This is a genomic window from Lysinibacillus sp. VIII_CA, from assembly GCF_049943995.1.
Classification (GTDB): domain Bacteria; phylum Bacillota; class Bacilli; order Bacillales_A; family Planococcaceae; genus Lysinibacillus; species Lysinibacillus pinottii.
The window spans coordinates 407,708-430,492 of record NZ_JBNFXM010000001.1; the positions used below are offsets into that span (position 1 = coordinate 407,708).

A 22,785-nucleotide genomic window follows, 5' to 3' on the forward strand; every position below is an offset into this window, starting at 1 on the left:
CCCCCTTTCAGTTCTCTATCATATGACGGCCTTTGTAACGGTGTGACGAAAAATGTTGAAGCCAATCGGAGCACTAACAAGCACAAAAAAATGAAGACAAGTCCATTCAGCGAAGGCTTGTCTTCATGTAAATTTATTATTTTATGGTGATTGGTCCTTATTCTCTTCCTCTACAGGTTCCTCACTTTCAGTGTCTTCATTATTTGACTCCTCATGATCCACCTTCTGTGAAGCAGGTTCTAGATAAATTTGTGTATAATAATCAACGAAAACGCCTGAACCAACTTGTGAATATTTATCATTTAGAAGAACTTTTCGATGTTCTGGTGAATTTGTCCAGCCATGCATTGCCTCAATCGCATCAAAATAGGCAGTTGCTAGATTTTCATTAGCATCGCTATAGTCAATGTTCTGTGCTTGTAACCTCTTTTTAAGATCTCCATAAGTGGGGGATTCATGTGATAAAAAATTTTGTACCTTCATATCTTCGCTATGCATTCTCGCTGTATTTTCCAATGATTCATTCATTTCTACAGGCAGCAACCCATGATGCTTTCTCGTTACATTTAGTAAATCATCGAGCTGTTTGGCATTCGCCCTATCAATTTCTTGCTGTAAAAATGAAGAAGGCGGTGTACGTCTAACAAGCTCTCCTTGATAACTCATTTCATATGGCTGGTGAAGGACAAGTGTTTCACTATCGGTATATCGGATCCCCTGTAACTCACTTGTTTCTCGATCAATATAAAGCTGAGCATAGAGTCCATCAAATTTGACCAGTAATCTTGTTTGCATATCTTCTTCATTCATCGAGAATATGTAAATATTATCACCAACATTGGCGGCTACCTCATAATCAATAATCGTCATGCGATAAATTTCATCGCGTTTTTGTCCTACTTTAAAAGGGAAAGCATTGATATCTTGCCCTGCTATGTAAACTTGCGTGACAACGTTATTTTCAACGCCAATCATAAAAAAGGTAGAAATATCTTTATTATAGACCCACCATTCATACCCAAACGAGGAGGGTTCCTTTCTTCCTGGTACCCCATATTGTTCCAAAACAGTTTGTGTGCCTTTCCCTATTAATGTTGAAATACCCGTTTGTGGACGTGTCATTGCTCCTATATCAGGCTGTTTTAGTTCTGTTTGAGGGATTATATTAGAATTGGTATTCGGGCCTTCTAGTGGTTCATTTTCCTTAGGGGTATTAAAAAACATAAAGCCGATTAATGCTATCGCACCACAAATCATTAATATGCGGAATAAAGCTTTCATATAGGACTCCTTTCATCACCATTATTGTAAGTTATTATATCAATTGTAATTGGGTTGACACAATGTTGTCATTGCAACAATGTCGAATATGCTCTATTATAAAAATGAGCGTATACTTTGTACGAGAACCTAAAGGAGGATTATACATGTATTTTGAAAATACTAACCTTGAAAATTTAACAGCTGATCAAGAGCTACTTGTCAGCATTATGAAAAAACATGGTTTAGAATGTGATGGCGGTTGGGATTATGAACGTATGACATTCGATAAACGTTTCGATACTCGTGAAGGTCGCTATTACCTACGCGTTTTCGCATATGCCATTTCTGGTGATGTTGGTGCTCACGATGCCATCCTTACTTTAATGAAGCCAGCACTTGGTAAGTACTATTATCCACATGGTGTTGAATATGGGGATGATGAAGTTTACCCAGCACACCTAGTGAAAAAATGTGAAGAAATCTTAAAAAAGGTTAAATTAGAATTAGATCAATTCTCAATCGAGCCTACAAATAAAAATAACTTTGAACCTGTTAACGCACGCTAATCTTTATTAACTGAAAAAGTGATAGCAAGTATCGCATTAAATAGCTTCATTGTTACGAAAAGACTGGTAGCCCAGTCTTTTTTATTTTGAGTAAAAATTTGATTTCTTCTCATACTACCTATATCTATAAGAAGATGTAGGTGAGAAAAATGTTGTCCTTTTTTAATCGTCCTTTTTTTCGTCATCCCATAATCGTTATCGCAATTGGGGTCTTTCTTCTCTGGTTCATTTCAATATCATTGCCGATCTTACTTGCCTACTTAACCGCCTTACTTTTAGAACCTATTATAGTTCGGATGAGCAAACGTTTTCGAAAAAAGCGTAAAATAGTGGTCTCGATCTTTTTTATATTTTTTTTAAGTATATCTTTATTATTATGTACGCTTATTATTTATATAAGCTGGAAACAATTTTCATCTTTTATAATTCATATTCCAGATTATCTGAATCAACTTTCTGCACTATGGATTCAAATGCAATCTAAATTGAGTAACCATACCTACCATTTACCTGTAGAGCTAGTTTCACAAATTCAATATATGATTGCAAGAGCTTTAGTTTCCACTGAAAATTTTGCACTCTCTTTAACAAACATCGATGTCTGGTCAGCCTTATTAACGTATATCCCTACACGATTATTTGATATTTTTGTCTATTGGATCGTCTTATATATGTTACTTTTGGAATTGCCAACCATCAATCAAAAAATATTAATGCCCATCCCTTTCCATTACCATCAGAAAATTGTATTTATTGGGCAACGAGTAAAACTAGCCTTATTTGGATTTTTGAAAGCACAATTGCTAGTAGGATTAGGCATTTTTGCTTTAGCTATCGCTGCCTTTTATTTTCTTAAAACGCCATTCCCTCTATTGTTAGCATTGCTGCTTGTCGTCTTGGACTTTATTCCTTTTCTAGACTCCTTTATTTTATTAGTCCCTTGGGCAATCTATCAAGTTTTTGCTGGCGACTATCTTTATGCCGTTGTATTAATTGTATTAACAGTAGGTCAATTTTTAGTTCGTCGTATGATTGAGCCTAAAATAATAGGTGATAAAATTGGACTTTCTTCTCTTTCAACTTTTATTGCCATGTTTATTGGATTCAAAATTTTTGGATTTTTAGGTATTTTAATTGGTCCATTACTTTTTGTAGTGGTACTCTCATTACTTCAGCCAACGACAAAAAACCTCCCACCTATAGAAAAATGAGGTGGGAGATTTTTATTATAAGCCTAAAATAGCTTTAATAACGGATGTTGTTTCGCCTGGTTCAAATAAAACATACAATAATAAATAAACAAGGACACCTGTTATAGCGACGAAGAACCAAATAATACTTGTAATTGGTCCGATACGACGGTGTAATTTTAGGTTTGTTTTAAGACCTGAAATAATACTAACTATCCCAAACACGGCACCAGATGTTGCTAAAATAATATGGAATATCAAGAAGAACGTATAATATGGTTTTAAATGTTCTCCACCACCAAAGGCAGTATTTCCAATAAACACCGTACGTGAAGCATAAATAATAAAGAAGATAAGAGCAGCAACACCTGCAGCAAGCATTACCTTTTTATGCCCTTCTACATTTCTTTTTATAATTAAGCCCCATCCTATTGCTACTAGTACGGCACTAATGACGATAAACGATGTACTAATAGTAGGCAAAATTTGCAATTCCATTATCAAAACCCCTTATACAAAGTAAATTTCTATTTTATAATTAATGTTGCTGTTGACTTTCCCACTTTTTTTGATGGGCTGCTAATGCATCAGCTGTAATTTTATCTGGATCCTTTTGTTCAGCACGATACCATTTTGTAAAGATGGCACCAAGTAATACACCAAAAATAAGCTCTTGTATGATTTTCATTAGTACGCCACCTAACTGCTGGTCAGCAACAGGTTTCATGTCTGTAAATAACTCAGGTCCTGATAATGATAGCCCCGATAACGTAGAAGCTGGAACACAGAGCTCCATTGCCTTTAACCAAGCTTCACCATTCGTATACGTTTCATACATGGCATTAGGCGCAAATATGATTAATCCGCAGGCAGGAGTAATTAAAACGGCATTTGCAATAATATAGCCTAATTTATGCAAGGGCTTCATTTGAGCTCTACCTGGGATATTTTGAATTAAAGGCCAGTACATAAATACAGCAGATAGGAATAAGACAAATGTATAGGTACCATGTAGCGTTTCATTTAATTTAATATAATCTAATACATCTGGTAAATGATAGAAGGAAAATAGACCAATAAACACAAACACGGCAACAACTGGTAGTGTTAATACTTTAAATATAGTTCTAACAACAGGTGCTTCAATGGCAACCTTCCAAACCCACCAAGGTATTCCTTTAATTAAGAAAATCGGTACTAGTAATAATAAAATAGCCATTTGAACCATATGCATTGTAAACATAATATGAGCCATTAAATCAACTGGAGATCCTTTAATGATATAAATGGTAATCATGGCTAATACGAAATAGATTGCTTGTCCCTTTTTTAAAGGTTCACTTTCTTTAAAATCCTGACGCCACTTTACTGTGACTAAAAAATAGATGATTGTTATAAAAACAAGAACCCCTATTAAATATGGGCTCCATAATGCTTGGAAACCAAATATACTAAGTGGCATATAGAACGCACTCCTTTAAACTTCAGTACTCCTATTATAAAACGCTTACAGCTATACTGCAATGAACGAAAGGTGAACAAATGTTAAGATTGCCAGTGTTTGCTTCTTTTTGCAACTATCACTAAAATTTAAAATAAAAAAAGCACGTTCGTACAAAGTAACGAACGTGCTTTATTTGGTGATTACCACCAAATAATTGTTAAGAATGCTAAGAAGAATGTAAATGCAATTAAAATCCCCATCCACATGAAGAAACCAATAACGCCACCGAAGTGTGTTTTTTTGTCTTCTAAGTGCATGAAAGAATACAGTTGAAGTACAACTTGAACACCCGCTAATAATAAAACGAATGGCATAATTAAGTATTTAGAAAAATCAGCTGCAACTACTGCGAAAGCGATAAAAGTAAAGAAAATCATAATCGCAAAGTTGAGTACTTGTTTACGCATATGAACGGCATTATGATGACGATCATACTCATATTGTGCCTGTGATTTAGCAACTATAGGTGTATCGTGTGAAGACATTATCCGATCACTCCCATCAAGTAAACTACTGTAAAGATGAATACCCAAACAACGTCGATAAAGTGCCAATATAAAGCAGCTACGAAGAATTTAGGTGCATTGTATAAGTTTAAACCACGTTTAGCATTACGAATCATTAAAGTTGCGATCCATACAAGTCCTAAAGTTACGTGGAAACCATGTGTACCAACTAAAGAATAGAACGCAGTTGCGAATGCAGACTGGTTAAATGTAAAACCAAGATGTACATAGTGTTGGAACTCATAAATTTCAAGAGCTAAGAAACCAAGACCTAAAGCTAAAGTAATTGCTAACCAAGTTTGCATTCCTTTAAAGTTAAAGTTACGCATATGGTAAATTGCATAAACAGATGTTAGTGAAGATGTTAAAAGTAACATCGTCATAGCAAATGCTAATGGTAATTCAAATAAACCTTGAGTTGTGAACTCCATGCCAGCTGGCCCTTTGTTCTTAAGCGCTAAATAAGTAGCGAATAAACTTGCGAAAAGTACAACTTCACAGGCAAGGAAAATCCAGAAACCAACGACTTTGTTTTTACCTTCCAGCGTTGCTTGTTCAGGATGATCTGGCCAAGTATGAGGAGTAAATTTAGTATTGAAATCCATTATTTATTTCCCCCTTTGCCATAAAGTTGTTCTTCAATTTCAAGAATTTCTTCTTTGTGTAAATGGAAGCCGTGATCATCTTTAACAGAGCGGACAATCATTGCGCCAAATGTAATTGCAAGACCTGCAATTAAAACATAAATTGACCAAGGTTTATCTGCATCAGGATTATAAAGTGCACCGAATGCTGCAATAAACATACCTAATGAAATAACGAATGGAATCGCTGAGTTATTTGGCATATGAATATCGCCTAGTGGCTCAGCAAATGTAACTTCTTTGTTACCTTCTTGTTTTTCAATCCACCATGGATCTAAACCACGAACAAGAGGTGTTTGACGGAAGTTGTAGAATGGAATTGGTTGTGGAATTGACCATTCTAATGTACGTCCATCGCCCCATGGATCGCGACCTGCTGGTTTGCCTTTGATAGACATTAAGCAGTTGATTACCATTAAGATAACCCCTACACCCATCATTAATGCACCGATTGTAGAGATATAGTTGAATTGATCCCAACCTTGACCTTCCATGTAAGTGAATACACGACGTGGCATACCCATTAAACCAAGGAAGTGTTGAACGAAGAACGTTAAATGGAATCCGATAAAGAATATCCAGAAAGTAATTTTACCAAGCGTTTCGTTTAACATACGGTTGAAGAAAATTGGCCAGTAGAAATGTGCTGAACCAAATAATGCAGTAACGATACCACCAACGATTACGTAGTGGAAGTGAGCTACGATAAAGTAAGAATCATGTAATTGGTAGTCAAGAGGTGCAGATGCTTGCATTACCCCTGTAACACCACCCGCAACGAATGACGGAATGAAACCAAGTGCATAAAGCATTGGTGTTGTAACTTTAATAGATCCACCCCAAATCGTTAGGATCCAGTTGAATACCTTCATACCTGTTGGAACGGCAATTGCCATTGTTGCAACGGCGAAGATAGCGTTTGCTGTTGGTCCAAGACCAACTGTAAACATATGGTGGGCCCAAACCATGAACCCTAAGAAACCGATTAAAATTGTTGCGAATACCATTGAAGAGTATCCGAATAAACGTTTACGAGAGAACGCTGGGATAATCTCAGAGAATAATCCGAACGCAGGTAATACTAAGATATATACTTCTGGGTGTCCGAAGATCCAGAATAAGTGTTCCCAAATAACTGTGTTACCACCCATTGTATGGTCAAAGAAGTTACCACCGAACATACGGTCAAATAACATCATTAATAAACCAATTGTTAATGGAGGGAATGCGAATAAAATTAATGCACTTGATACAAGAGCTGTCCATGTGAATAATGGCATACGCATGAATGTCATACCAGGAGCACGCATCGTGATAATCGTAACGATAAAGTTAAGACCCGAAATTAACGTACCTGCACCTGAAATCTGTAAACCAAGTACATAGAAGTCAATACCATGCCCTGGAGAATATAAAGATAGTGATGCATAAGAAGTCCAGCCCGCATCAGGAGCGCCACCCATAAAGAATGACAGGTGAAGGAATACTGCACCTAGGAAGAATAACCAGAACCCTAATGAGTTAAGGAACGGGAATGCAACGTCACGTGCACCAATTTGTAATGGTACAAGCATGTTCATAAATGCGAATAGTAATGGAGTAGCAGCTAGGAATAACATCGTTGTTCCGTGCATTGTTAATAATTCATTGAAAAAACCAGCTGACACGAAATCGTTATTTGGTTTCATTAACTGAATACGCATTAATAACGCTTCAAAACCAGCGATAGCGAAGAACAATGTACCGGCTAATAAATACATAACTGCTAACTTTTTATGGTCAACAGTAGTAATGTAATCCCAGACAGTTGCTCCAAAGCCCTTTTTCTGTGTGTATGAGCTCACAACTTTTACCTCCCTCAAAATTTGTTACATAGAACGGAAATTATTTTTCAACTGATAAGCCCATGATATAAGTTGCAAGAGCTTCAATTTCTTCGTCAGATAAATTGCCGTATATAGGTGCAGTACCTTCAGCATTCATCATCAAGTTACCTGGTTTAAATTCCTCAGGGTTTTTAATCCAAGCTTTTAAGTTTTCTTCATTGTGTTCTAAGAAACCAGCAACACGGTTACGGTCACCAAACGTAGTTAAGTTTGGACCTGGTGTACCGCCTGCTCCTGAACCAGAGATAGCATGACAGCCTAAGCAGCTGTTAGCAAAAGTTGCTTCGCCAAGATCTGATGATGCTTTGTCAGCAGTCTGTCCTTCTGTTGCTTTCATGGCATCAACCCATGCGTCAAATGCATCTGGGCTTAAAGCTTTTACTTTAAAGTCCATTAAAGCATGTGAAGGTCCACATAATTCAGCACATTTACCATAAAATACGCCATCTTTTAGGTCTTTAGATTCTTTATCAAATACTAAATAGAATTTGTTTAAGTTTTCTACGTTTGTATCCATTTTACCGCCTACAGCAGGAATCCAGAATGAGTGCTTAACATCGGCAGCTTTTAAATTAAAGTAAACTTTTTCACCTGTTGGTACTACTAGCTCTTGAGCCGTTATAATACCTTGGTTAGGATATTCGAACTCCCACCAGTACAATTTTGCTGTTACATTGATTGTTAGGGCAGTTTTGTTCCCCTCTTCATCTACCTCATCCATTGCAGCAACATCTGCAAATTTATAAGTAGTTGTAACAACTGGTACAGCGATAATTAATAATAGAATAATTGGTATAACTGTCCAAATCACTTCTAACGTATGACTACCCTCTACTTGCTTAGGGATAACATTTTCACCAACGCGTGAACGACGGTATTTCAGGAATGCAAGTAAATAAATAACGGATACTATTACCACTACTAGCGTCATAATTACAGTAGTTAACAGTAATAAATTTAATTGTTGTTTACCTACTTCTCCAGATGGTTTTAGTGTAGAAAGATAATCTTCACCACAACCTGAAAGGAAAACCATCATCACTGCTAGAAGTGAAAAAAGACGCCATTTTTTAAGCCCTTTCATCATAGCTTAATTAAACCCCTCTTTCTTTGTTGTATTTTCATGTGTACATAGGACATTAGTTCTGTCTATATGAATTCTTTTAAAAAAGAAAGAATTCCTAAATTTAGCTAAACACCGCAAATATTATGATGGATACAAATAGTATGGTCATATGATTCAATGAATAAATAAACATTCTGTTTGCCCATTTCATATCATCTTTTGCTGTAAAGCCTTTCAGAGCTAGTATTAACCAACCCAAGTTCAATGCAGTAGCAAGAGTTAAAAAGCCAATTCCAAGCTCCGGTAAAAGGAAAGGTAACGGTAATAATAAAAGAATCCAGAATAACATTGAGTACTTTGTACGTTTAAATCCCTTTATAACTGGTAGCATTGGTATTTTAGCTGCACGATATTCCTCTGTACGTTTCATAGCAAGCGCGTAGAAATGTGGTGGTTGCCATGCAAACATAATTAGAAATAAGGCAAGTGCTCCTGGACCTAAAGCAGGCTCAACTGCTGCGAATCCAATAATAGGAGGAATAGCCCCTGAAATGCTTCCTACAACCGTGTTACTAACATGCTTTCTCTTTGACCACATTGAATACAGAACGACATAAGCAAATATTCCTGCTAGTCCCCACATGCCGGCTGCAAACGATGCCGCAAATAACAAAATTTCACCTACAATTAAAAATGAGAGGGCAATGGTCAATACAAAATTTGGCTTGAATCTGCCAGTCACTGTCGGTCTTGCCTTCGTTCTTTTCATGATCGGATCTATATCTTGATCAATAAAGTTATTCATTGCACCTGAGCCACCAATGATTAATGCCGCACCCAGCATGGTGAATAAGATGACATCCAGTTCTTGCAAGAAGTGTCTACTAGTAAATTGAAAAGCCAGCCACATCCCTGTAAACGTTGTGACAAGATTCGAGTTTACAATGCCAATTTTTATTAGTGCTAAGAAATCTTTTACAACTGATGTTGTTTCTGGACCAGTATTTCTAGTAGCCGCCAGCGTACGACCGTTTGACATACTACCTCTCCTTTCATTTTTGTAAGCATATTCCGCTAACAATAACTATAGCGAAATTTGCGATTGATTTCTAGACATTAAGTGAAATTTAGATGAAGTTGTAAAAATTAGTTTTGTCTAGAAATATAATTAAAAACAACATATCTATAGTAAATCATTTTCTAAAATGAATTGTGAAGGTTAAAGCACGAAATTATGAACAATTTGTGAAATGGAATCGACATCTAGTACTCCCTTCCCTTTACAAGTTGTTTTTTAAACGTATTTTCGATATTATCTAGTAGCAGAAACATTACGTTCTTGTAATGTTGATAGATAAAGTAGGTGACTCATTTTATGCAACACAATAGATATTTAAAGTGGTTTGCTGTTGCCGCTACGGTAGGGATGCTCCTTATTTTATTAGGTGGGGCTCTCGTTACGAAAACAGATAGTGGCTTAGGCTGTGGTCGAAACTGGCCTGATTGTAATGGATCTCTTATTCCAAAGGAGATTACACCGGAAGTCCTTATTGAATTCTCACATCGTCTTGTTACTGGAGTCGTATCTATTTCAATTCTTGTGTTAACAGTTTGGACATGGCGTAAGCTCGGACATATTCGTGAAGTAAAACTTTTAGGTTTTTTAGCAATGTTTTTCTTAATTGCGCAGGCTCTTATTGGAGCTGCTCAAGTACTATGGGGGCAAGGTGATTTCATCTTAGCACTTCATTTTGGTATTTCTCTTATTTCCTTTGCCGCGGTTCTGCTTCTCTCTATGATTGTATTTGAAGTCGATCGGAAATTTGATGCCGATAACGTATTTATTGGTAAAAAGTTACGTTGGCATACAATTGCTGTCACAATTTATTCTTATTTGGTCGTTTATACCGGTGCGTTAGTTCGACATACAGATTCGAGCTTAATTTGCCCAGACTGGCCATTTTGCTATAACGAAACACCATTAGCATCTCCAAATAACATGTACGAATGGGTGCAAATGGGACATCGTTTAGCTGTTCTTATTATTTTCATTTGGATTGCATACATAACTTGGCACGCTGTGAAAGAATATAAAAATCAACGTGTGGTTTACTATGGTTGGATCATTGCTTTTACTATAGTATTTTTACAAGTGATTGCTGGTATGTTAGTAGTCCTAACTAAACTGAACTTAACAGTCGCTTTAATGCATTCATTATTAATTTCTCTCTTGTTCGGTCTATTATGTTACATGATCATGCTCGTTGCTCGTAGTAACTACAATGAAAAAATGAAATAGTTTAATAAAAAAGATTCGTTACAGTATTTGTAACGAATCTTTTTTTATTCTTATCGTTGTTTCTTCATAGATTCAGTTCCTATAATTCCTACTATTAAAATAATCATAGATACTAGGGCGTAGTCTTTAAAGAATGATGTAAATGGAATGTCAAAATATCTACAAATCACTGTTACAAGACGACCACCTAATAGTATTAAACCAATGACAAACATCCAATTAAATAAAGCTTTAGGCATGGTTAGTGTCCTCTACTTTCATAGCTGTCCAGCTAATGTTGATGACCTCTTCGATGAGGTATCCTTCTTAACATGTACTCCCCAATCAATCCTTGAATAAGTTTTACCATAACATGGATAGATGTAATATATTCCCCTTGTTCCTTTAGTTAATATATTGCTCAAGGCTTGTAATAAAGATCTTCTCCATCACCTGGCAACTTATCAAAAGGAATGTTATTAGCAGTACTAGTAGCGCAGTATTACCTTCTGGGTGTATCTCTTGATATGCCCTCCATAAAATGAGCTAATGAATCATAAGCAACATGTGTTTTTGCGAAATGATATGAAATTAAAGCTGTGCTAATGAAAGTACATTTGCAATTTGGGCTAAACTCGACTTCACATAGCCAATATCACTGAACGTCCTTATAGTTACATCAAATAATTTGCTGTTTCCTTGCTTCCTGAAAAAAGGTATTTTTATTAATTTCCATAAAATCTCATTGATTACTCAAACATCTCTTAATCAATTAATCAAATTCTATATAATTGTTCTCATTTCTACAATTAAAAAAGGTATGCAGATATTAAAAAAGCATCTACATACCTTGTATTACTATCAGTTATTCAACTTCAATCAGCAAATCACCTGTTGAAATAGCATCTCCTGCACTTGCATAAACCTCTTTAACGATACCATCTTTTGGTGCTTGGACAGTTGTTTCCATTTTCATTGCCTCTGTAATCAATAGATGATCACCACGTTTTACAGGACTTCCTTTGGACACAACGACCTTCAATACAGTACCAGGCATTGTAGCACCAATTTGATTTGGATTACTTGGATCTGCCTTTAATGACAGATTGCCATCTACTTCCACGGTCATATCTTGAATGACCAATTCACGGGATTGACCATTTAGCTCAAAGTACAGGACACGCGTTCCATTATGTTGCGGTTCGCCGATAGAGACCAGTTTAATAATCAGCGTTTTTCCTTTTTCGATTTCAACTTCAATGATTTCACCAAGCTTTAAGCCGTAAAGGAATGTAGGCGTATCAAGAACTGAAATATTACCGAAAGATTCTGCCGTTTTCGCATACTCTTCAAAAACTTTTGGATAAAGGGCATATGCCAATACGTCCTTTTTTGAAACCGGACGATTCAATTTTTCTTCTAGCACTGCCTCCAATTGTTCAAATTGAATAGGCTCTAATAATTCACCAGGTCGAACTGTAATAGCTTTACGGTCTTTTAGCACTACTTGTTGCAATGCTTTAGGGAATCCGCCGTGTGGCTGTCCTAGATAGCCTTGGAATAATTCAATAACAGAGTCTGGGAAATCAATCGTTTGACCCCTTGTTAATACAGTATTTTCATCTAAGTCATTTTGTACCATAAAGAGTGCCATATCACCTACTACCTTCGAGGAAGGTGTTACTTTGACAATGTCCCCAAATAATAGGTTCACACGGGAATACATACGTTTAACTTCTTCCCAGCGATCGCCAAGGCCCACTGCTTTTGCCTGTTGTTGTAGATTACTATATTGTCCTCCAGGCATCTCATGTACATAGATTTCAGAGTGTGGGCTAATCATGCCACTTTCGAAATCCTTATAATATTTACGTACATCTTCCCAATAATAAGACAATCTTTCCAATGCATCGATGTCTGCACGGAGCTCACGTTTACTGCCCTTCATGGCATAGTAAAGTGAGTTTGCACTTGGCTGAGATGTGAGACCCGCCATTGACCCTAATGCTGTATCAATGATATCTACACCTGCCTCAATGGCTTTTGCATATAAGTAAATACCATTACCACTAGTGTCATGGGTATGCAAGTGGATTGGCAGACTTGTCGTCTCTTTTAATTCGGAAATTAAACGATATGCTGCTTCTGGCTTCAGTAAACCAGCCATATCTTTAATAGCTAAAATATGAGCACCAGATGCCTCAAGTTCCTTGGCCATGTCCTTATAATATTGCACAGAATATTTCGCACGAGTATCATCCAGAATATCGCCAGTATAGCAGATTGCCGCTTCCGCAATTTTCCCTGATTGTCGTGCTGCATCTATAGCTACTTCCATTCCCTTAATCCAGTTCAAGCTATCGAAAATACGGAACACATCAATACCCGATGCAGCTGATTCTGCGATAAATTCACGGATTAAATTGTCAGGATAGTTCGTGTAACCAACAGCATTGGCACCACGCAACAACATTTGGAATAATACGTTTGGAACTTGCTCACGTAGTTTTGCTAAACGCTCCCATGGGTCCTCCTTTAAGAAGCGATACGCCACATCAAACGTAGCACCGCCCCACATTTCCAAAGAGAATAATTGATGCATCATACGAGCTGTTGCATCTGCAATTTGATACATATCATGCGAGCGTACACGAGTAGCGAGAAGAGATTGATGAGCATCACGGAAAGTAGTATCCGTTAATAGCACATCATCTTGTGCTAAAATCCATTGCACTAAGCCATCTGCTCCCTGTGTATCTAAAATTTGTTTCGTACCGGTTGGCGGCACAATTAAACGATCTATTTTAGGAATGTTCGGTTGAACAAAAATGGGCTTTGATTGCTTTTCCACACCTGGGAATCCGTTTAACGTTACATTACCGATATAGCTTAACAGCTTTGTCCCCCGGTCTTGACGTACTGGGAAATGGAACAGCTCTGGTGTAGTGTCAATAAAGCTTGTATCAAAGGCACCGGATAAAAATTTCTCATGTGTCACAACATTATTTAAAAACGGAATATTCGTTTTGACGCCACGAATACGGAATTCTTTTAAATTTCGGTCCATTTTCGCAGCAGCTTCTTTAAAATTCATGCCAGATGTAGAGATTTTTACGAGTAAGGAATCATAGTATGGTGTGACAACAGCACCTTGGAAACCATTACCGGCATCTAAACGCACTCCAAAACCACCACTAGAGCGGTAAACCATTAACTTTCCTGTATCCGGCATAAAGTCGTTAGCAGGGTCCTCTGTTGTTACACGAGCCTGAATTGCATAGCCGATCATTGGCATATCTTCTTGCTTTGGCATATGAATTTCTTCGCTGAACAGGCTATAACCTGCTGCTACCTTAATTTGGGTATGAACAATATCTACACCTGTAATCATTTCTGTAATCGTATGTTCTACTTGAATGCGGGGGTTTACCTCGATGAAATAAAAATCGTCCCCTGCGACTAAAAATTCCACTGTCCCTGCATTTATGTACGAGACATTCTTCATTATTTTCACAGCAGCAGCACAAATACGATTTCTTAGCTCTTCGGAAATCGAGTTAGAAGGAGCAATCTCAACTACCTTTTGGTGACGACGTTGGATTGAACAATCACGTTCATATAAATGCACAATATTGCCTTGCTGATCACCAATAATTTGTACTTCAATATGCTTTGGTTTTATAATGGCCTTTTCAACATACACCTCATCAGAGCCAAAAGCAGCTTTTGCTTCTGATTTTGCGCGTTCATAGGCAGAAGCAAGCTCCTCGGCTGCATGCACAAGACGCATGCCACGACCACCACCGCCAAGCGCTGCCTTAATCATAATTGGATAGCCAAAAGTGCTAGCAAATGCCTCTACCTCTGCTAAATTGGCTACAGGGCCATCTGTACCAGGAATAACAGGAATGTCAGCCGCAATGGCTTGCAAACGTGCTTTAACCTTATCCCCAAACATATCTAAATGTTCAGAAGTTGGTCCAATAAAGATAATACCCTCTTCTTCACAGCGACGTGCAAATTCCACGTTTTCTGATAAAAAACCATACCCAGGATGAATCGCATCAACATCTGCATCTTTTGCGATGGCAATAATACCTTCAATATCTAAATAGGCATCAATTGGTTTCTTGCCCGCTCCCACTAAATAAGCTTCATCAGCTTTAAAGCGATGAAAAGCACCACTATCTTCTCTTGAATAGATAGCAACAGTTTGGATATTCAGCTCCGTACAAGCACGGAAAATACGAATTGCAATTTCTCCTCGATTGGCTACAAGGATTTTGTTGATTGATTCCATAGATATCCCCCTTTATGATTGTGTTTTTTTCCTCTCTACCTTTTCAAACATAGAAACATTGATTAATATTCCCATTGCTAAAGATAGAATGATTATAGATGTACCGCCATAGCTTATAAAAGGTAACGTTACACCGGTTAACGGGATTAACCCAGTTACACCCCCAAGATTTATAAACGATTGCCAGCCTATCCAGCTCGCAATACCTGCCGCAATCATGCGTGCCATTGGATCCTTTGTTCGCAAAGCAATAGAAAAACCTTTATACACGATAAACCCTAAACCAGTCAGGACGATTAAAACTCCCCATATCCCTAATTCTTCCATAATTATAGCCATAATAAAATCTGTTTGTGGTTCAGGTAGGTACCCTAATTTTTGAATGGATTGACCAAGTCCTCTTCCTTCTAAGCCGCCTCCACCAATTGCATAATAGCTATTGGCCACTTGGTGACCACTACCATTTTCATATTCGAACGGATTTAAATAAGATAAAATTCGCCCTTTTCGGTTATCAGTTAATAGTTCACCCTTGAATAACAAAAGTATGCCAAGGATTGCAGCACCGAATGCCGCCAATACACCAAAAAATTTCCAAAAGGTCTTAAAGGGAATACCACTGGAAGCTACGACGGATACGGCAATACCACATAAAATAATAACTGCCCCTAAATCTGTTTCAAATGCAACACCAGCCACTACTAGAATCCATAGAAAAATGGGATAAAAGATTTCCGTCGGTTGAAGTTTTTCAAATGTATATTTTTGTGATTTGCGATAAAAAGCAGCTGCAAAATATAAAATTATAAATAGTTTTGCATATTCAGATGGCTGAAAGTTTCCTAAACCAGGCACACGTATCCAACTTTGTGACCCTACATCTTCTGCACCATGCCCTGCTACCTTTAGCCAAGTAAATAGAACAGCTAATATGATAGTAAGTATCATCATAATATTCTTATTCGCATAATGCTTATAAGGGAAAAATGCTGCCACAATAAAACCTAAAGAGGCAACTATTAAATTGGTGATTTGCTTTTGGTAAAAGTAATCAGGCGCTTCTCCTTCACGTACAATAGCTACCATCATACTTGAACTATAAATCATAATTAATCCAAATAAGCTCAATAATAGGACAGTAAAAAATAAGGGGTAATCAAAATTTTGTGCATAACGTTTTAAGTATTGTTTCATCTGAAAAACCTCGTTCTAGTAAAAAAACTCAAAGCGCAAAAAAGCGTTTGAGTTTTTTCTTTTTATTTGTCTGTATACGCATCGTGTAGTACAGAAAGTTCTTTCTCGAGTGAATCGAGAATTTCCTTGCCTTTTTCACGTTCAATCAGACCTAGCTTCACAGCAAAATCAATTTCACGAGACAGGCCGAACATTTGTGTATCTAATACTTCCTCATATAAAGGGCATTGTGGCATTGTTAAATGATCCATTTGTACTCGAATAAGGCGAGCAATCTTATCTGCATCAGCAATTAAAAGCTCCAAAGCCTTTTCTTGAAAAGAAGTTTGTGATTTCGTATCCATGAGGACGCCCCCATTATCTGATATTTCTTCGATTCTATCTTAATAAAGTTTATCTTTTAGTCGTTAAAAATGCAAGTGTCTTCATTGGAAAATACCGAATTCCAATTTTATTTCTTTATTATTTTTAGGCATTAGCGTTATACTATGTCATGGATATACAAGATTTGAGGAGGATTTCTATCATGGAAACAATAATTCCTATCAAGGGCGCAGTATCATATCAATTAACATTAGATCCCACTGTTTGGATTTTCGATGACCGTAAATTAGATTTAAAAACATATTTCACGACACAAGATGTTGAGGAAGATTCAGACATCAAATATATGCGTGAAGTTGGTGCTCACTGGTCTCGTGAGATTATGGAAGGAGCTACATTTCCACCTACATTAAAATCAGAGCGTAAATTTGACCGTAAAGGAATGGAAACAGGCACATTTGGTATTGAATTAGGTCATTTCTTGAAAAATGCTGAAATTAAACCTGAAGCAACAAAGATTATCTTTGAATGTGAAAATGGTCAGGAATATCCTTTTTCTATTGAAGAAGCCTATAAACTTATTTTAAAATATAGCCAAGATGGCAAACCACTCTTAGAGGATGGTCCTATCCATGTATTAATGAGAGATTGTTCAAATCTTGACAATCCTATTAAAAACGTATTAGCCATTCGCGCTGAATAGGGGGGAATGCAATGCGCGTAAAATGCGTAATTTGCGATACGATTCAAAATATAGACGATAATTTACCTTTAGCTAAAAAATTACGTAATCGTCCAATCCATACTTATATGTGTGACAATTGCCATGATCGTATTAAAGAAAATACGGTTGCACGTTTAGAAACAGGTAATTTCCGTTTTTATAGAACTTCACCACAAATGGATAAAGAATTTTAATGTATAAAACCAAAAAGAGGTGCCTCCCTTAGGAGACACCTCTTTACTATATTAGCCATTATTTTTAATAACCGACTTTTCTATCAACTCAACCACCTGATACATAATCGTTGCAAAAAATGCAATGATAAGCAAGGACATGAGCACAAGGTTAAAATTAAACACTTGGAAGCCGTAGATAATTAAATAGCCAAGACCTTTAGAGGCAACTAAAAACTCACCAACAATAACCCCAACCCACGATAGTCCCACATTCACCTTCAAGGTTGAAATTATGGTCGGAAAGGATGCTGGTAAGATGACTTCTCGAAAGATTTGCCACCTAGTTGCACCGAATGTTTGTAGGACTTTACTGTAATTCGGATCAACACCTTTAAAGGCCGTATATACTACGATGGTCGTAATAATAATGGAAATTAAAGCCCCCATCGCAATGATGGAAAAATAACCCGGGCCTAGTGCAACAATAAGAATAGGTCCTAGCGCCACTTTTGGCATCGCATTTAAAATAACTAAATAAGGGTCGAGTACCTTCGATAGAAATGGTGACCACCACAATAGGATAGCTATGAGCGTCCCCAGTAAAGTCCCAGCAATAAAGCCAATAACCGTTTCCATTAATGTCACACCAACATGCAATGTTAAAGTTCCATCAATTACTTTTTCGATAAATGTATGCCAAACTTGTGTCGGTGAACTAAAAATTAAACGGTCAATCCATTCTAATCTAGAAAGCAGCTCCCAACCTCCAAAGAAAAGAAGCAGAATAATAAGCTGATATAGCCGTACAAAGCGTTTTTCTTTTTTCAGCATTTGCTGATATTGTTTAAATAATGTGTTATCCAAGGCTCTCCAGCTCCTTCCAAATGATTTGGAATACATCTGCATAGGTCGGATGCTGTCTTACCTCAAACGGTGACAATTCACGAAGTTCTTCAGGTATTTCAAACACTTTATGCAATGTCCCTGGATTGGCAGAAAATAAAAAGACACGCTCACTCATAGCTATTGCCTCTCCAATATCATGTGTCACAAGAATTGCTGTCTTTCTATAGGTCTTTAATGTTTCTACAACTAAATCCTCAAGCTTTAATTTTGATTGATAATCAAGAGCTGAAAATGGTTCATCTAACAATAAAATTTTAGGGTTTACTGCTAAGGTGCGAGCAAGTGCCACACGTTGTCTCATACCCCCTGATAATTCTCGTGGATAATTGTTTCCCACATTTGGTAATCCTACTTCTTGCAAAAGAGCATTGGCCGTTACTTTATGCGTATTATTGCTTCGCTCCATAATTTTCAAACCAATAGTAACGTTTTCTTCAATCGTTTTCCACGGAAATAAATAGTCCTGCTGAAGCATATAGCCAATGCTTGATTGATTATATGCCGATAGTTCCTCACCATCTATATAGACCTTGCCTTCTGTTGCTGGAAACAAACCAGCGATTATTGATAATAACGTCGTTTTGCCACAGCCACTAGGCCCGATAAACGACACAAACTCTCCTTCACGAATGGCCAAGCTAATATCACGTAATACTTCCTTTGCCTGGGTGCTTGAAAAATAACTATGGTGAATATTCTCTAGCTGTAAAAATTCCATTACTCAGCAGCCTTTTTAGCAAAAGTTGTGTTCACAAGTTTTTCATACTCCACACGTTGAGGAAGTTCACCTGCTTCCTCCATTATTGTTTGCAAGTTATCCCACTCCCCCTCATCGAGGATTGGGTCTGTTGCATAAGAGCCTTGTGCTTTATAACGCTCGATTACTGTTTCAATAATCGCAACATCTACATTTTCAAAATAAGGTTGAATAATTTTTGCCACTTCAGCGGCACTCTCTTGCTGTACAAAATCCTGTGCTCGCTGCAAGGCATTTGTAAAGGCTTGAACTGTCTTCTTATCATCCTTTAAATAACTGCTTTTCGCCATAAAGGACGTATAAGGCAAATTACCAGACTCAGTGCCGAAAGATGCTACTATATAGCCTTTCCCCTCTTTTTCAAATACGCTAGCTGTTGGTTCAAATAGCTGCACATAATCACCAGTACCCGAGGCAAAAGCTGTAGCAATATTCGCAAAATCAATATTTTGTATAAGGGTTAAATCATTAACAGGGTCAATGCCATGCTTCTTCAACACGAATTCCCCTGCCATTTGCGGCATTCCGCCTTTACGCTGACCTAAAAATGTAGAATCCTTCAATTGATCCCATGAAAAATTATTTATTTTTTCCCTTGCAACTAAAAAAGTACCGTCAGTTTGGGTTAACTGAGCAAAATTCTGAATGGGATCATTCGCCCCTTGTAATGTGACGTAAATGGAAGTTTCTGACCCGACTAAAGCAATATCAATACCATCTGACAGCAATGCCGTCATAGTTTTATCGCCACCAGCTATCGTTTGTAGCTCTACAGAAAGACCCTCATCCTTGAAGAATCCTTTTTCAAGCGCTACATATTGAGGTGCATAAAAAATCGAACGAGTTACTTCTCCAACTTTGACTTTTTCTAGCTCTGCTTTATTACATGCTGTCAAAGAAAGGAGTAACAAAGCAATGACACCTATTAGAAAACCTTTTGTAAGCCAACGCATTCCCTTTCCTCCTTGATGTGATGAAAATAAGCCTATCGACATTAACTTATTCACATCTGAAGAATTCGGTGCCAACCATTTTATATTGATTTTGTAATTGTGTAGCATTAGGTATGCAATAGGATTTTTTTGAAGAAGTTTTTAGTTATATAAAAAAAGCCTTAGCAACTACTGTGCTAAGGCTTTTTGATAAACGATTAAAGCTCTAAATACATAATACGTACTGCCTTTTATTGATTGGCAGCTTGTTGCTCTTCTCTTTTTTCACGCCATAATCTTGTTTTATAAACAATTAAAATTAAGGCGGCTACAATCAAGCCCTCAATCATTGGCAAGAATAGAGCGAAGAATGTTAGCATGATACAACCCAAAAAGAGGAACGCATAAATAATAATGTTTTGAGATAGTTTTAATTTCTTGGCAAAGCCAAGCTTATAGACAATGGCAGAAAGTGCAAATACAAGAAGAAATACAACATAGCCTGCAATTTCATAGCTTGGTAAATTTTCGTATAAAAATCTAGTTATACCCGCCATTCTTCCAAAAACTCTTGTTGTTTCCTCGGAACTTGTCTGTGCAGCAACTTGAATAACATTTAGTTCACCCAATAAAGCGGACTTAATATCCAAGACTCCTCTTCCTTTCATGTCAGCGAAAATTATTGTTCTGCGTTACGTAATTTTTTCGCTGCTTTCTCACGTTCATTTTTATCTAGAATTTTTTTACGCAGACGAATAGATTCTGGTGTAATTTCTAAATACTCATCATCACCTAAGTATTCAAGCGCTTCTTCTAAAGATAAAATACGTGGTTTTTTAATAACATTCGTTTGGTCTTTATTTGCTGAACGAATGTTTGTTTTTTGTTTCATTTTAGTGATGTTTACAGTGATATCAGCGTCACGAGTATTTTCTCCAACGATCATACCTTCGTAAATATCTGTACCTGGCTCCAAGAACAGTGTACCACGATCTTCAATTTGCATCATACCATAAGTTGTTGATTTACCAGTTTCCATAGAAACTAGCACACCTTGGTGACGTCCACCAATTTTACCTGGTAGTAATGGTTGGTAGCAATCAAACGTATGGTTGATAATACCAAAACCTTTTGTCATTGACATGAATTCAGTCGTATAACCGATCAAACCACGAGCCGGTACTAAGAACGTTAAACGAACTTGACCACTGCCGTTATTCACCATATCAAGCATTTCACCTTTACGTGTACCAATAGATTCAATAATTGAACCAACATTTTCTTCCGGTACATCGATTTGAACGCGCTCAAATGGTTCACATTTTACACCATCGATTTCACGCACGATTACTTGTGGTTTTGATACTTGTAATTCAAAACCTTCACGACGCATATTTTCGATAAGGATCGATAGGTGAAGCTCACCACGACCTGAAACTGTCCAAGCATCTGGAGAGTCAGTATCTTCAACTCGTAATGATACGTCCGTTTGTAATTGAGCACGTAAACGCTCTTCTACTTTACGAGATGTAACCCATTTCCCTTCACGACCTGCAAATGGAGAGTTGTTTACTAAGAATGTCATTTGTAAAGTTGGTTCATCGATACGTAATGGCGTAAGCGCTTCTTGGTGCTCAACAGGACAAACTGTTTCACCTACGTTGATATCTTCCATACCAGAAACGGCGATTAAATCACCAGCTTTTGCTGTCTCTACTTCTTCACGTTTTAAACCGAAGAAACCAAAGATCTTCGTTACACGGAAGTTTTTCACTGTACCATCTAATTTCATCAGTGCAACTTGTTGACCTACAGAAATTGTTCCACGGAATACGCGGCCAATTCCGATACGTCCAACGAAGTCATTATAGTCAAGTAAAGCTACTTGGAATTGTAATGGGTCTTCTGAGTTATCAACTGGTGCTGGGATAGATTCAATAACTTTTTCAAATAGACATTTCATATTTTCTTCTTGTTTAGATGGATCAGCGTCTAAAGAAGCTGTACCATTTACACCTGAAGCATAGACTACAGGGAAGTCTAATTGATCGTCATCTGCACCTAGCTCGATAAATAATTCAAGTACTTCATCTACTACTTCTAGTGGACGAGCTGAGTCTTTGTCTACTTTATTAACAACAACGATTGGTGTTAGACGTTGTTCTAATGCTTTTTTTAATACGAAACGTGTTTGAGGCATACAACCTTCATACGCATCGACAACTAGTAAAACGCCGTCTACCATTTTTAAAATACGTTCTACCTCACCACCAAAGTCAGCGTGTCCAGGCGTATCAAGGATGTTGATACGAGTTCCTTCATAGTTTACTGCTGTATTTTTAGCTAAAATCGTAATACCACGTTCGCGTTCAATATCATTAGAGTCCATTGCACGTTCTTCAACACGTTCGTTTGAACGGAATGTACCTGATTGTTTTAGTAATTGGTCGACTAAGGTAGTTTTACCATGGTCAACGTGGGCGATTATTGCGATATTGCGAAGATCTTGACGTAAGTTTGTCATTATTCCACTCCATATTCTTTTTTCGAATGTTTAACTGTGATATTA

Annotated in this window: 22 protein-coding genes; 5 read left to right on the top strand and 17 right to left on the bottom strand. The window is 37.2% G+C overall.

The window, feature by feature from the left end; genetic code table 11:
- Positions 1-141: 141 nt before the first annotated feature.
- The gene (locus ACP3VS_RS02035; protein ID WP_012293132.1) at positions 142-1,281 is read right to left on the bottom strand and encodes a CAP domain-containing protein; all 1,140 of its coding nucleotides are present in this window, start codon (positions 1,279-1,281) and stop codon (positions 142-144) included.
- A gap of 146 nt (positions 1,282-1,427) precedes the next feature.
- Between ACP3VS_RS02035 and ACP3VS_RS02040 the strand changes: the two genes are divergently transcribed.
- On the top strand, positions 1,428-1,829 hold the full coding sequence (locus ACP3VS_RS02040) for a YugN family protein (protein ID WP_012293131.1): 402 nt from the start codon (positions 1,428-1,430) through the stop codon (positions 1,827-1,829).
- A 149-nt stretch (positions 1,830-1,978) separates the two neighbouring features.
- On the top strand, positions 1,979-3,040 hold the full coding sequence (ytvI, locus tag ACP3VS_RS02045; RefSeq protein WP_080717426.1) for a sporulation integral membrane protein YtvI: 1,062 nt from the start codon (positions 1,979-1,981) through the stop codon (positions 3,038-3,040).
- 15 nt (positions 3,041-3,055) lie between these two features.
- Here ytvI and ACP3VS_RS02050 read toward each other — a convergent pair whose 3' ends face one another.
- The 7 genes from ACP3VS_RS02050 to cyoE form a co-directional block, all read right to left on the bottom strand.
- Entirely contained in the window at positions 3,056-3,517 is a 462-nt protein-coding gene (locus tag ACP3VS_RS02050) for a DUF420 domain-containing protein (RefSeq protein WP_012293129.1), read from the bottom strand.
- 40 nt (positions 3,518-3,557) lie between these two features.
- Entirely contained in the window at positions 3,558-4,481 is a 924-nt protein-coding gene (gene ctaG / locus ACP3VS_RS02055) for a cytochrome c oxidase assembly factor CtaG (RefSeq protein ID WP_012293128.1), read from the bottom strand.
- A 182-nt stretch (positions 4,482-4,663) separates the two neighbouring features.
- Positions 4,664-5,008, bottom strand: coding sequence for a cytochrome C oxidase subunit IV family protein (locus ACP3VS_RS02060; RefSeq protein WP_012293127.1), 345 nt, complete (start codon positions 5,006-5,008; stop codon positions 4,664-4,666).
- Entirely contained in the window at positions 5,008-5,634 is a 627-nt protein-coding gene (locus ACP3VS_RS02065; protein ID WP_008173951.1) for a cytochrome c oxidase subunit 3, read from the bottom strand. The genes ACP3VS_RS02060 and ACP3VS_RS02065 overlap by 1 nt, the downstream gene beginning before the upstream one ends.
- Complete coding sequence (gene ctaD, locus ACP3VS_RS02070) at positions 5,634-7,517, bottom strand: cytochrome c oxidase subunit I (RefSeq protein WP_012293125.1); 1,884 nt, start codon at positions 7,515-7,517, stop codon at positions 5,634-5,636. The genes ACP3VS_RS02065 and ctaD overlap by 1 nt, the downstream gene beginning before the upstream one ends.
- 40 nt (positions 7,518-7,557) lie before the next feature.
- Positions 7,558-8,646, bottom strand: coding sequence for a cytochrome c oxidase subunit II (gene coxB, locus ACP3VS_RS02075; RefSeq protein ID WP_036167341.1), 1,089 nt, complete (start codon positions 8,644-8,646; stop codon positions 7,558-7,560).
- Between the two features lie 100 nt (positions 8,647-8,746).
- Positions 8,747-9,664, bottom strand: coding sequence for a heme o synthase (gene cyoE / locus ACP3VS_RS02080; protein ID WP_416277496.1), 918 nt, complete (start codon positions 9,662-9,664; stop codon positions 8,747-8,749).
- Positions 9,665-10,000: 336 nt separating this feature from the next.
- Between cyoE and ACP3VS_RS02085 the strand changes: the two genes are divergently transcribed.
- The gene (locus tag ACP3VS_RS02085; protein WP_012293123.1) at positions 10,001-10,924 is read left to right on the top strand and encodes a COX15/CtaA family protein; all 924 of its coding nucleotides are present in this window, start codon (positions 10,001-10,003) and stop codon (positions 10,922-10,924) included.
- 50 nt (positions 10,925-10,974) lie between these two features.
- Here the strand turns inward: ACP3VS_RS02085 and ACP3VS_RS02090 are convergent, their stop codons facing one another.
- The 4 genes from ACP3VS_RS02090 to ACP3VS_RS02105 all read right to left on the bottom strand — a co-directional run bounded on the left by ACP3VS_RS02090 (position 10,975) and on the right by ACP3VS_RS02105 (position 16,741).
- Entirely contained in the window at positions 10,975-11,163 is a 189-nt protein-coding gene (locus ACP3VS_RS02090) for a hypothetical protein (RefSeq protein WP_012293122.1), read from the bottom strand.
- A gap of 605 nt (positions 11,164-11,768) precedes the next feature.
- Positions 11,769-15,203, bottom strand: a complete 3,435-nt coding sequence (pyc, locus tag ACP3VS_RS02095; RefSeq protein WP_012293121.1) for a pyruvate carboxylase — start codon at positions 15,201-15,203, stop codon at positions 11,769-11,771.
- A 12-nt stretch (positions 15,204-15,215) separates the two neighbouring features.
- Positions 15,216-16,397, bottom strand: a complete 1,182-nt coding sequence (locus tag ACP3VS_RS02100) for an FtsW/RodA/SpoVE family cell cycle protein (RefSeq protein ID WP_012293120.1) — start codon at positions 16,395-16,397, stop codon at positions 15,216-15,218.
- 62 nt (positions 16,398-16,459) lie between these two features.
- Positions 16,460-16,741, bottom strand: coding sequence for a YlaN family protein (locus tag ACP3VS_RS02105; protein ID WP_012293119.1), 282 nt, complete (start codon positions 16,739-16,741; stop codon positions 16,460-16,462).
- 182 nt (positions 16,742-16,923) lie between these two features.
- On the opposite strand from ACP3VS_RS02105, the gene ACP3VS_RS02110 reads away from it, so the two are divergent.
- Entirely contained in the window at positions 16,924-17,424 is a 501-nt protein-coding gene (locus ACP3VS_RS02110) for a peptidyl-prolyl cis-trans isomerase (protein WP_426388331.1), read from the top strand.
- Positions 17,425-17,435: 11 nt separating this feature from the next.
- Positions 17,436-17,639 (top strand): YlaI family protein, encoded by a 204-nt coding sequence (locus ACP3VS_RS02115; protein ID WP_012293117.1) that lies wholly within the window; start codon positions 17,436-17,438, stop codon positions 17,637-17,639.
- 51 nt (positions 17,640-17,690) lie between these two features.
- On the opposite strand, the gene ACP3VS_RS02120 is transcribed toward ACP3VS_RS02115, so the two are convergent.
- From ACP3VS_RS02120 to typA, 5 genes are all read right to left on the bottom strand, one after another.
- The gene (locus ACP3VS_RS02120; RefSeq protein ID WP_012293116.1) at positions 17,691-18,485 is read right to left on the bottom strand and encodes an ABC transporter permease; all 795 of its coding nucleotides are present in this window, start codon (positions 18,483-18,485) and stop codon (positions 17,691-17,693) included.
- Positions 18,478-19,245 carry an ABC transporter ATP-binding protein gene (locus ACP3VS_RS02125; RefSeq protein WP_012293115.1) on the bottom strand — a complete coding sequence of 256 codons (768 nt, stop codon included), beginning with the start codon at positions 19,243-19,245 and terminating at the stop codon, positions 18,478-18,480. Before ACP3VS_RS02125 ends, ACP3VS_RS02120 begins: the two co-directional genes overlap by 8 nt.
- Complete coding sequence (locus ACP3VS_RS02130; protein ID WP_031418889.1) at positions 19,245-20,237, bottom strand: ABC transporter substrate-binding protein; 993 nt, start codon at positions 20,235-20,237, stop codon at positions 19,245-19,247. The genes ACP3VS_RS02125 and ACP3VS_RS02130 overlap by 1 nt, the downstream gene beginning before the upstream one ends.
- 230 nt (positions 20,238-20,467) lie before the next feature.
- Positions 20,468-20,866 (bottom strand): YlaH-like family protein, encoded by a 399-nt coding sequence (locus ACP3VS_RS02135; protein WP_031418888.1) that lies wholly within the window; start codon positions 20,864-20,866, stop codon positions 20,468-20,470.
- A gap of 29 nt (positions 20,867-20,895) precedes the next feature.
- The gene (gene typA / locus ACP3VS_RS02140) at positions 20,896-22,740 is read right to left on the bottom strand and encodes a translational GTPase TypA (protein ID WP_008173982.1); all 1,845 of its coding nucleotides are present in this window, start codon (positions 22,738-22,740) and stop codon (positions 20,896-20,898) included.
- Positions 22,741-22,785: the final 45 nt, after the last annotated feature.

Bases quoted from the DNA above. Each gene is read 5' to 3' on its own strand.
- ACP3VS_RS02090 (WP_012293122.1), bottom strand. From the start codon at position 11,163: ATGCCTAAAGCTTTATTTAATTGGATGTTTGTCATTGGTTTAATACTA.
- coxB (WP_036167341.1), bottom strand. From the start codon at position 8,646: ATGATGAAAGGGCTTAAAAAATGGCGTCTTTTTTCACTTCTAGCAGTG.
- ACP3VS_RS02065 (WP_008173951.1), bottom strand. From the start codon at position 5,634: ATGGATTTCAATACTAAATTTACTCCTCATACTTGGCCAGATCATCCT.
- ACP3VS_RS02115 (WP_012293117.1), top strand. From the start codon at position 17,436: ATGCGCGTAAAATGCGTAATTTGCGATACGATTCAAAATATAGACGAT.
- ctaG (WP_012293128.1), bottom strand. From the start codon at position 4,481: ATGCCACTTAGTATATTTGGTTTCCAAGCATTATGGAGCCCATATTTA.
- ytvI (WP_080717426.1), top strand. From the start codon at position 1,979: ATGTTGTCCTTTTTTAATCGTCCTTTTTTTCGTCATCCCATAATCGTT.
- ACP3VS_RS02060 (WP_012293127.1), bottom strand. From the start codon at position 5,008: ATGTCTTCACACGATACACCTATAGTTGCTAAATCACAGGCACAATAT.
- cyoE (WP_416277496.1), bottom strand. From the start codon at position 9,664: ATGTCAAACGGTCGTACGCTGGCGGCTACTAGAAATACTGGTCCAGAA.
- ACP3VS_RS02100 (WP_012293120.1), bottom strand. From the start codon at position 16,397: ATGAAACAATACTTAAAACGTTATGCACAAAATTTTGATTACCCCTTA.
- ACP3VS_RS02110 (WP_426388331.1), top strand. From the start codon at position 16,924: ATGGAAACAATAATTCCTATCAAGGGCGCAGTATCATATCAATTAACA.
- pyc (WP_012293121.1), bottom strand. From the start codon at position 15,203: ATGGAATCAATCAACAAAATCCTTGTAGCCAATCGAGGAGAAATTGCA.
- typA (WP_008173982.1), bottom strand. From the start codon at position 22,740: ATGACAAACTTACGTCAAGATCTTCGCAATATCGCAATAATCGCCCAC.
- ACP3VS_RS02130 (WP_031418889.1), bottom strand. From the start codon at position 20,237: ATGCGTTGGCTTACAAAAGGTTTTCTAATAGGTGTCATTGCTTTGTTA.
- ACP3VS_RS02050 (WP_012293129.1), bottom strand. From the start codon at position 3,517: ATGGAATTGCAAATTTTGCCTACTATTAGTACATCGTTTATCGTCATT.
- ACP3VS_RS02035 (WP_012293132.1), bottom strand. From the start codon at position 1,281: ATGAAAGCTTTATTCCGCATATTAATGATTTGTGGTGCGATAGCATTA.
- ACP3VS_RS02085 (WP_012293123.1), top strand. From the start codon at position 10,001: ATGCAACACAATAGATATTTAAAGTGGTTTGCTGTTGCCGCTACGGTA.
- ACP3VS_RS02105 (WP_012293119.1), bottom strand. From the start codon at position 16,741: ATGGATACGAAATCACAAACTTCTTTTCAAGAAAAGGCTTTGGAGCTT.
- ACP3VS_RS02125 (WP_012293115.1), bottom strand. From the start codon at position 19,245: ATGGAATTTTTACAGCTAGAGAATATTCACCATAGTTATTTTTCAAGC.
- ACP3VS_RS02040 (WP_012293131.1), top strand. From the start codon at position 1,428: ATGTATTTTGAAAATACTAACCTTGAAAATTTAACAGCTGATCAAGAG.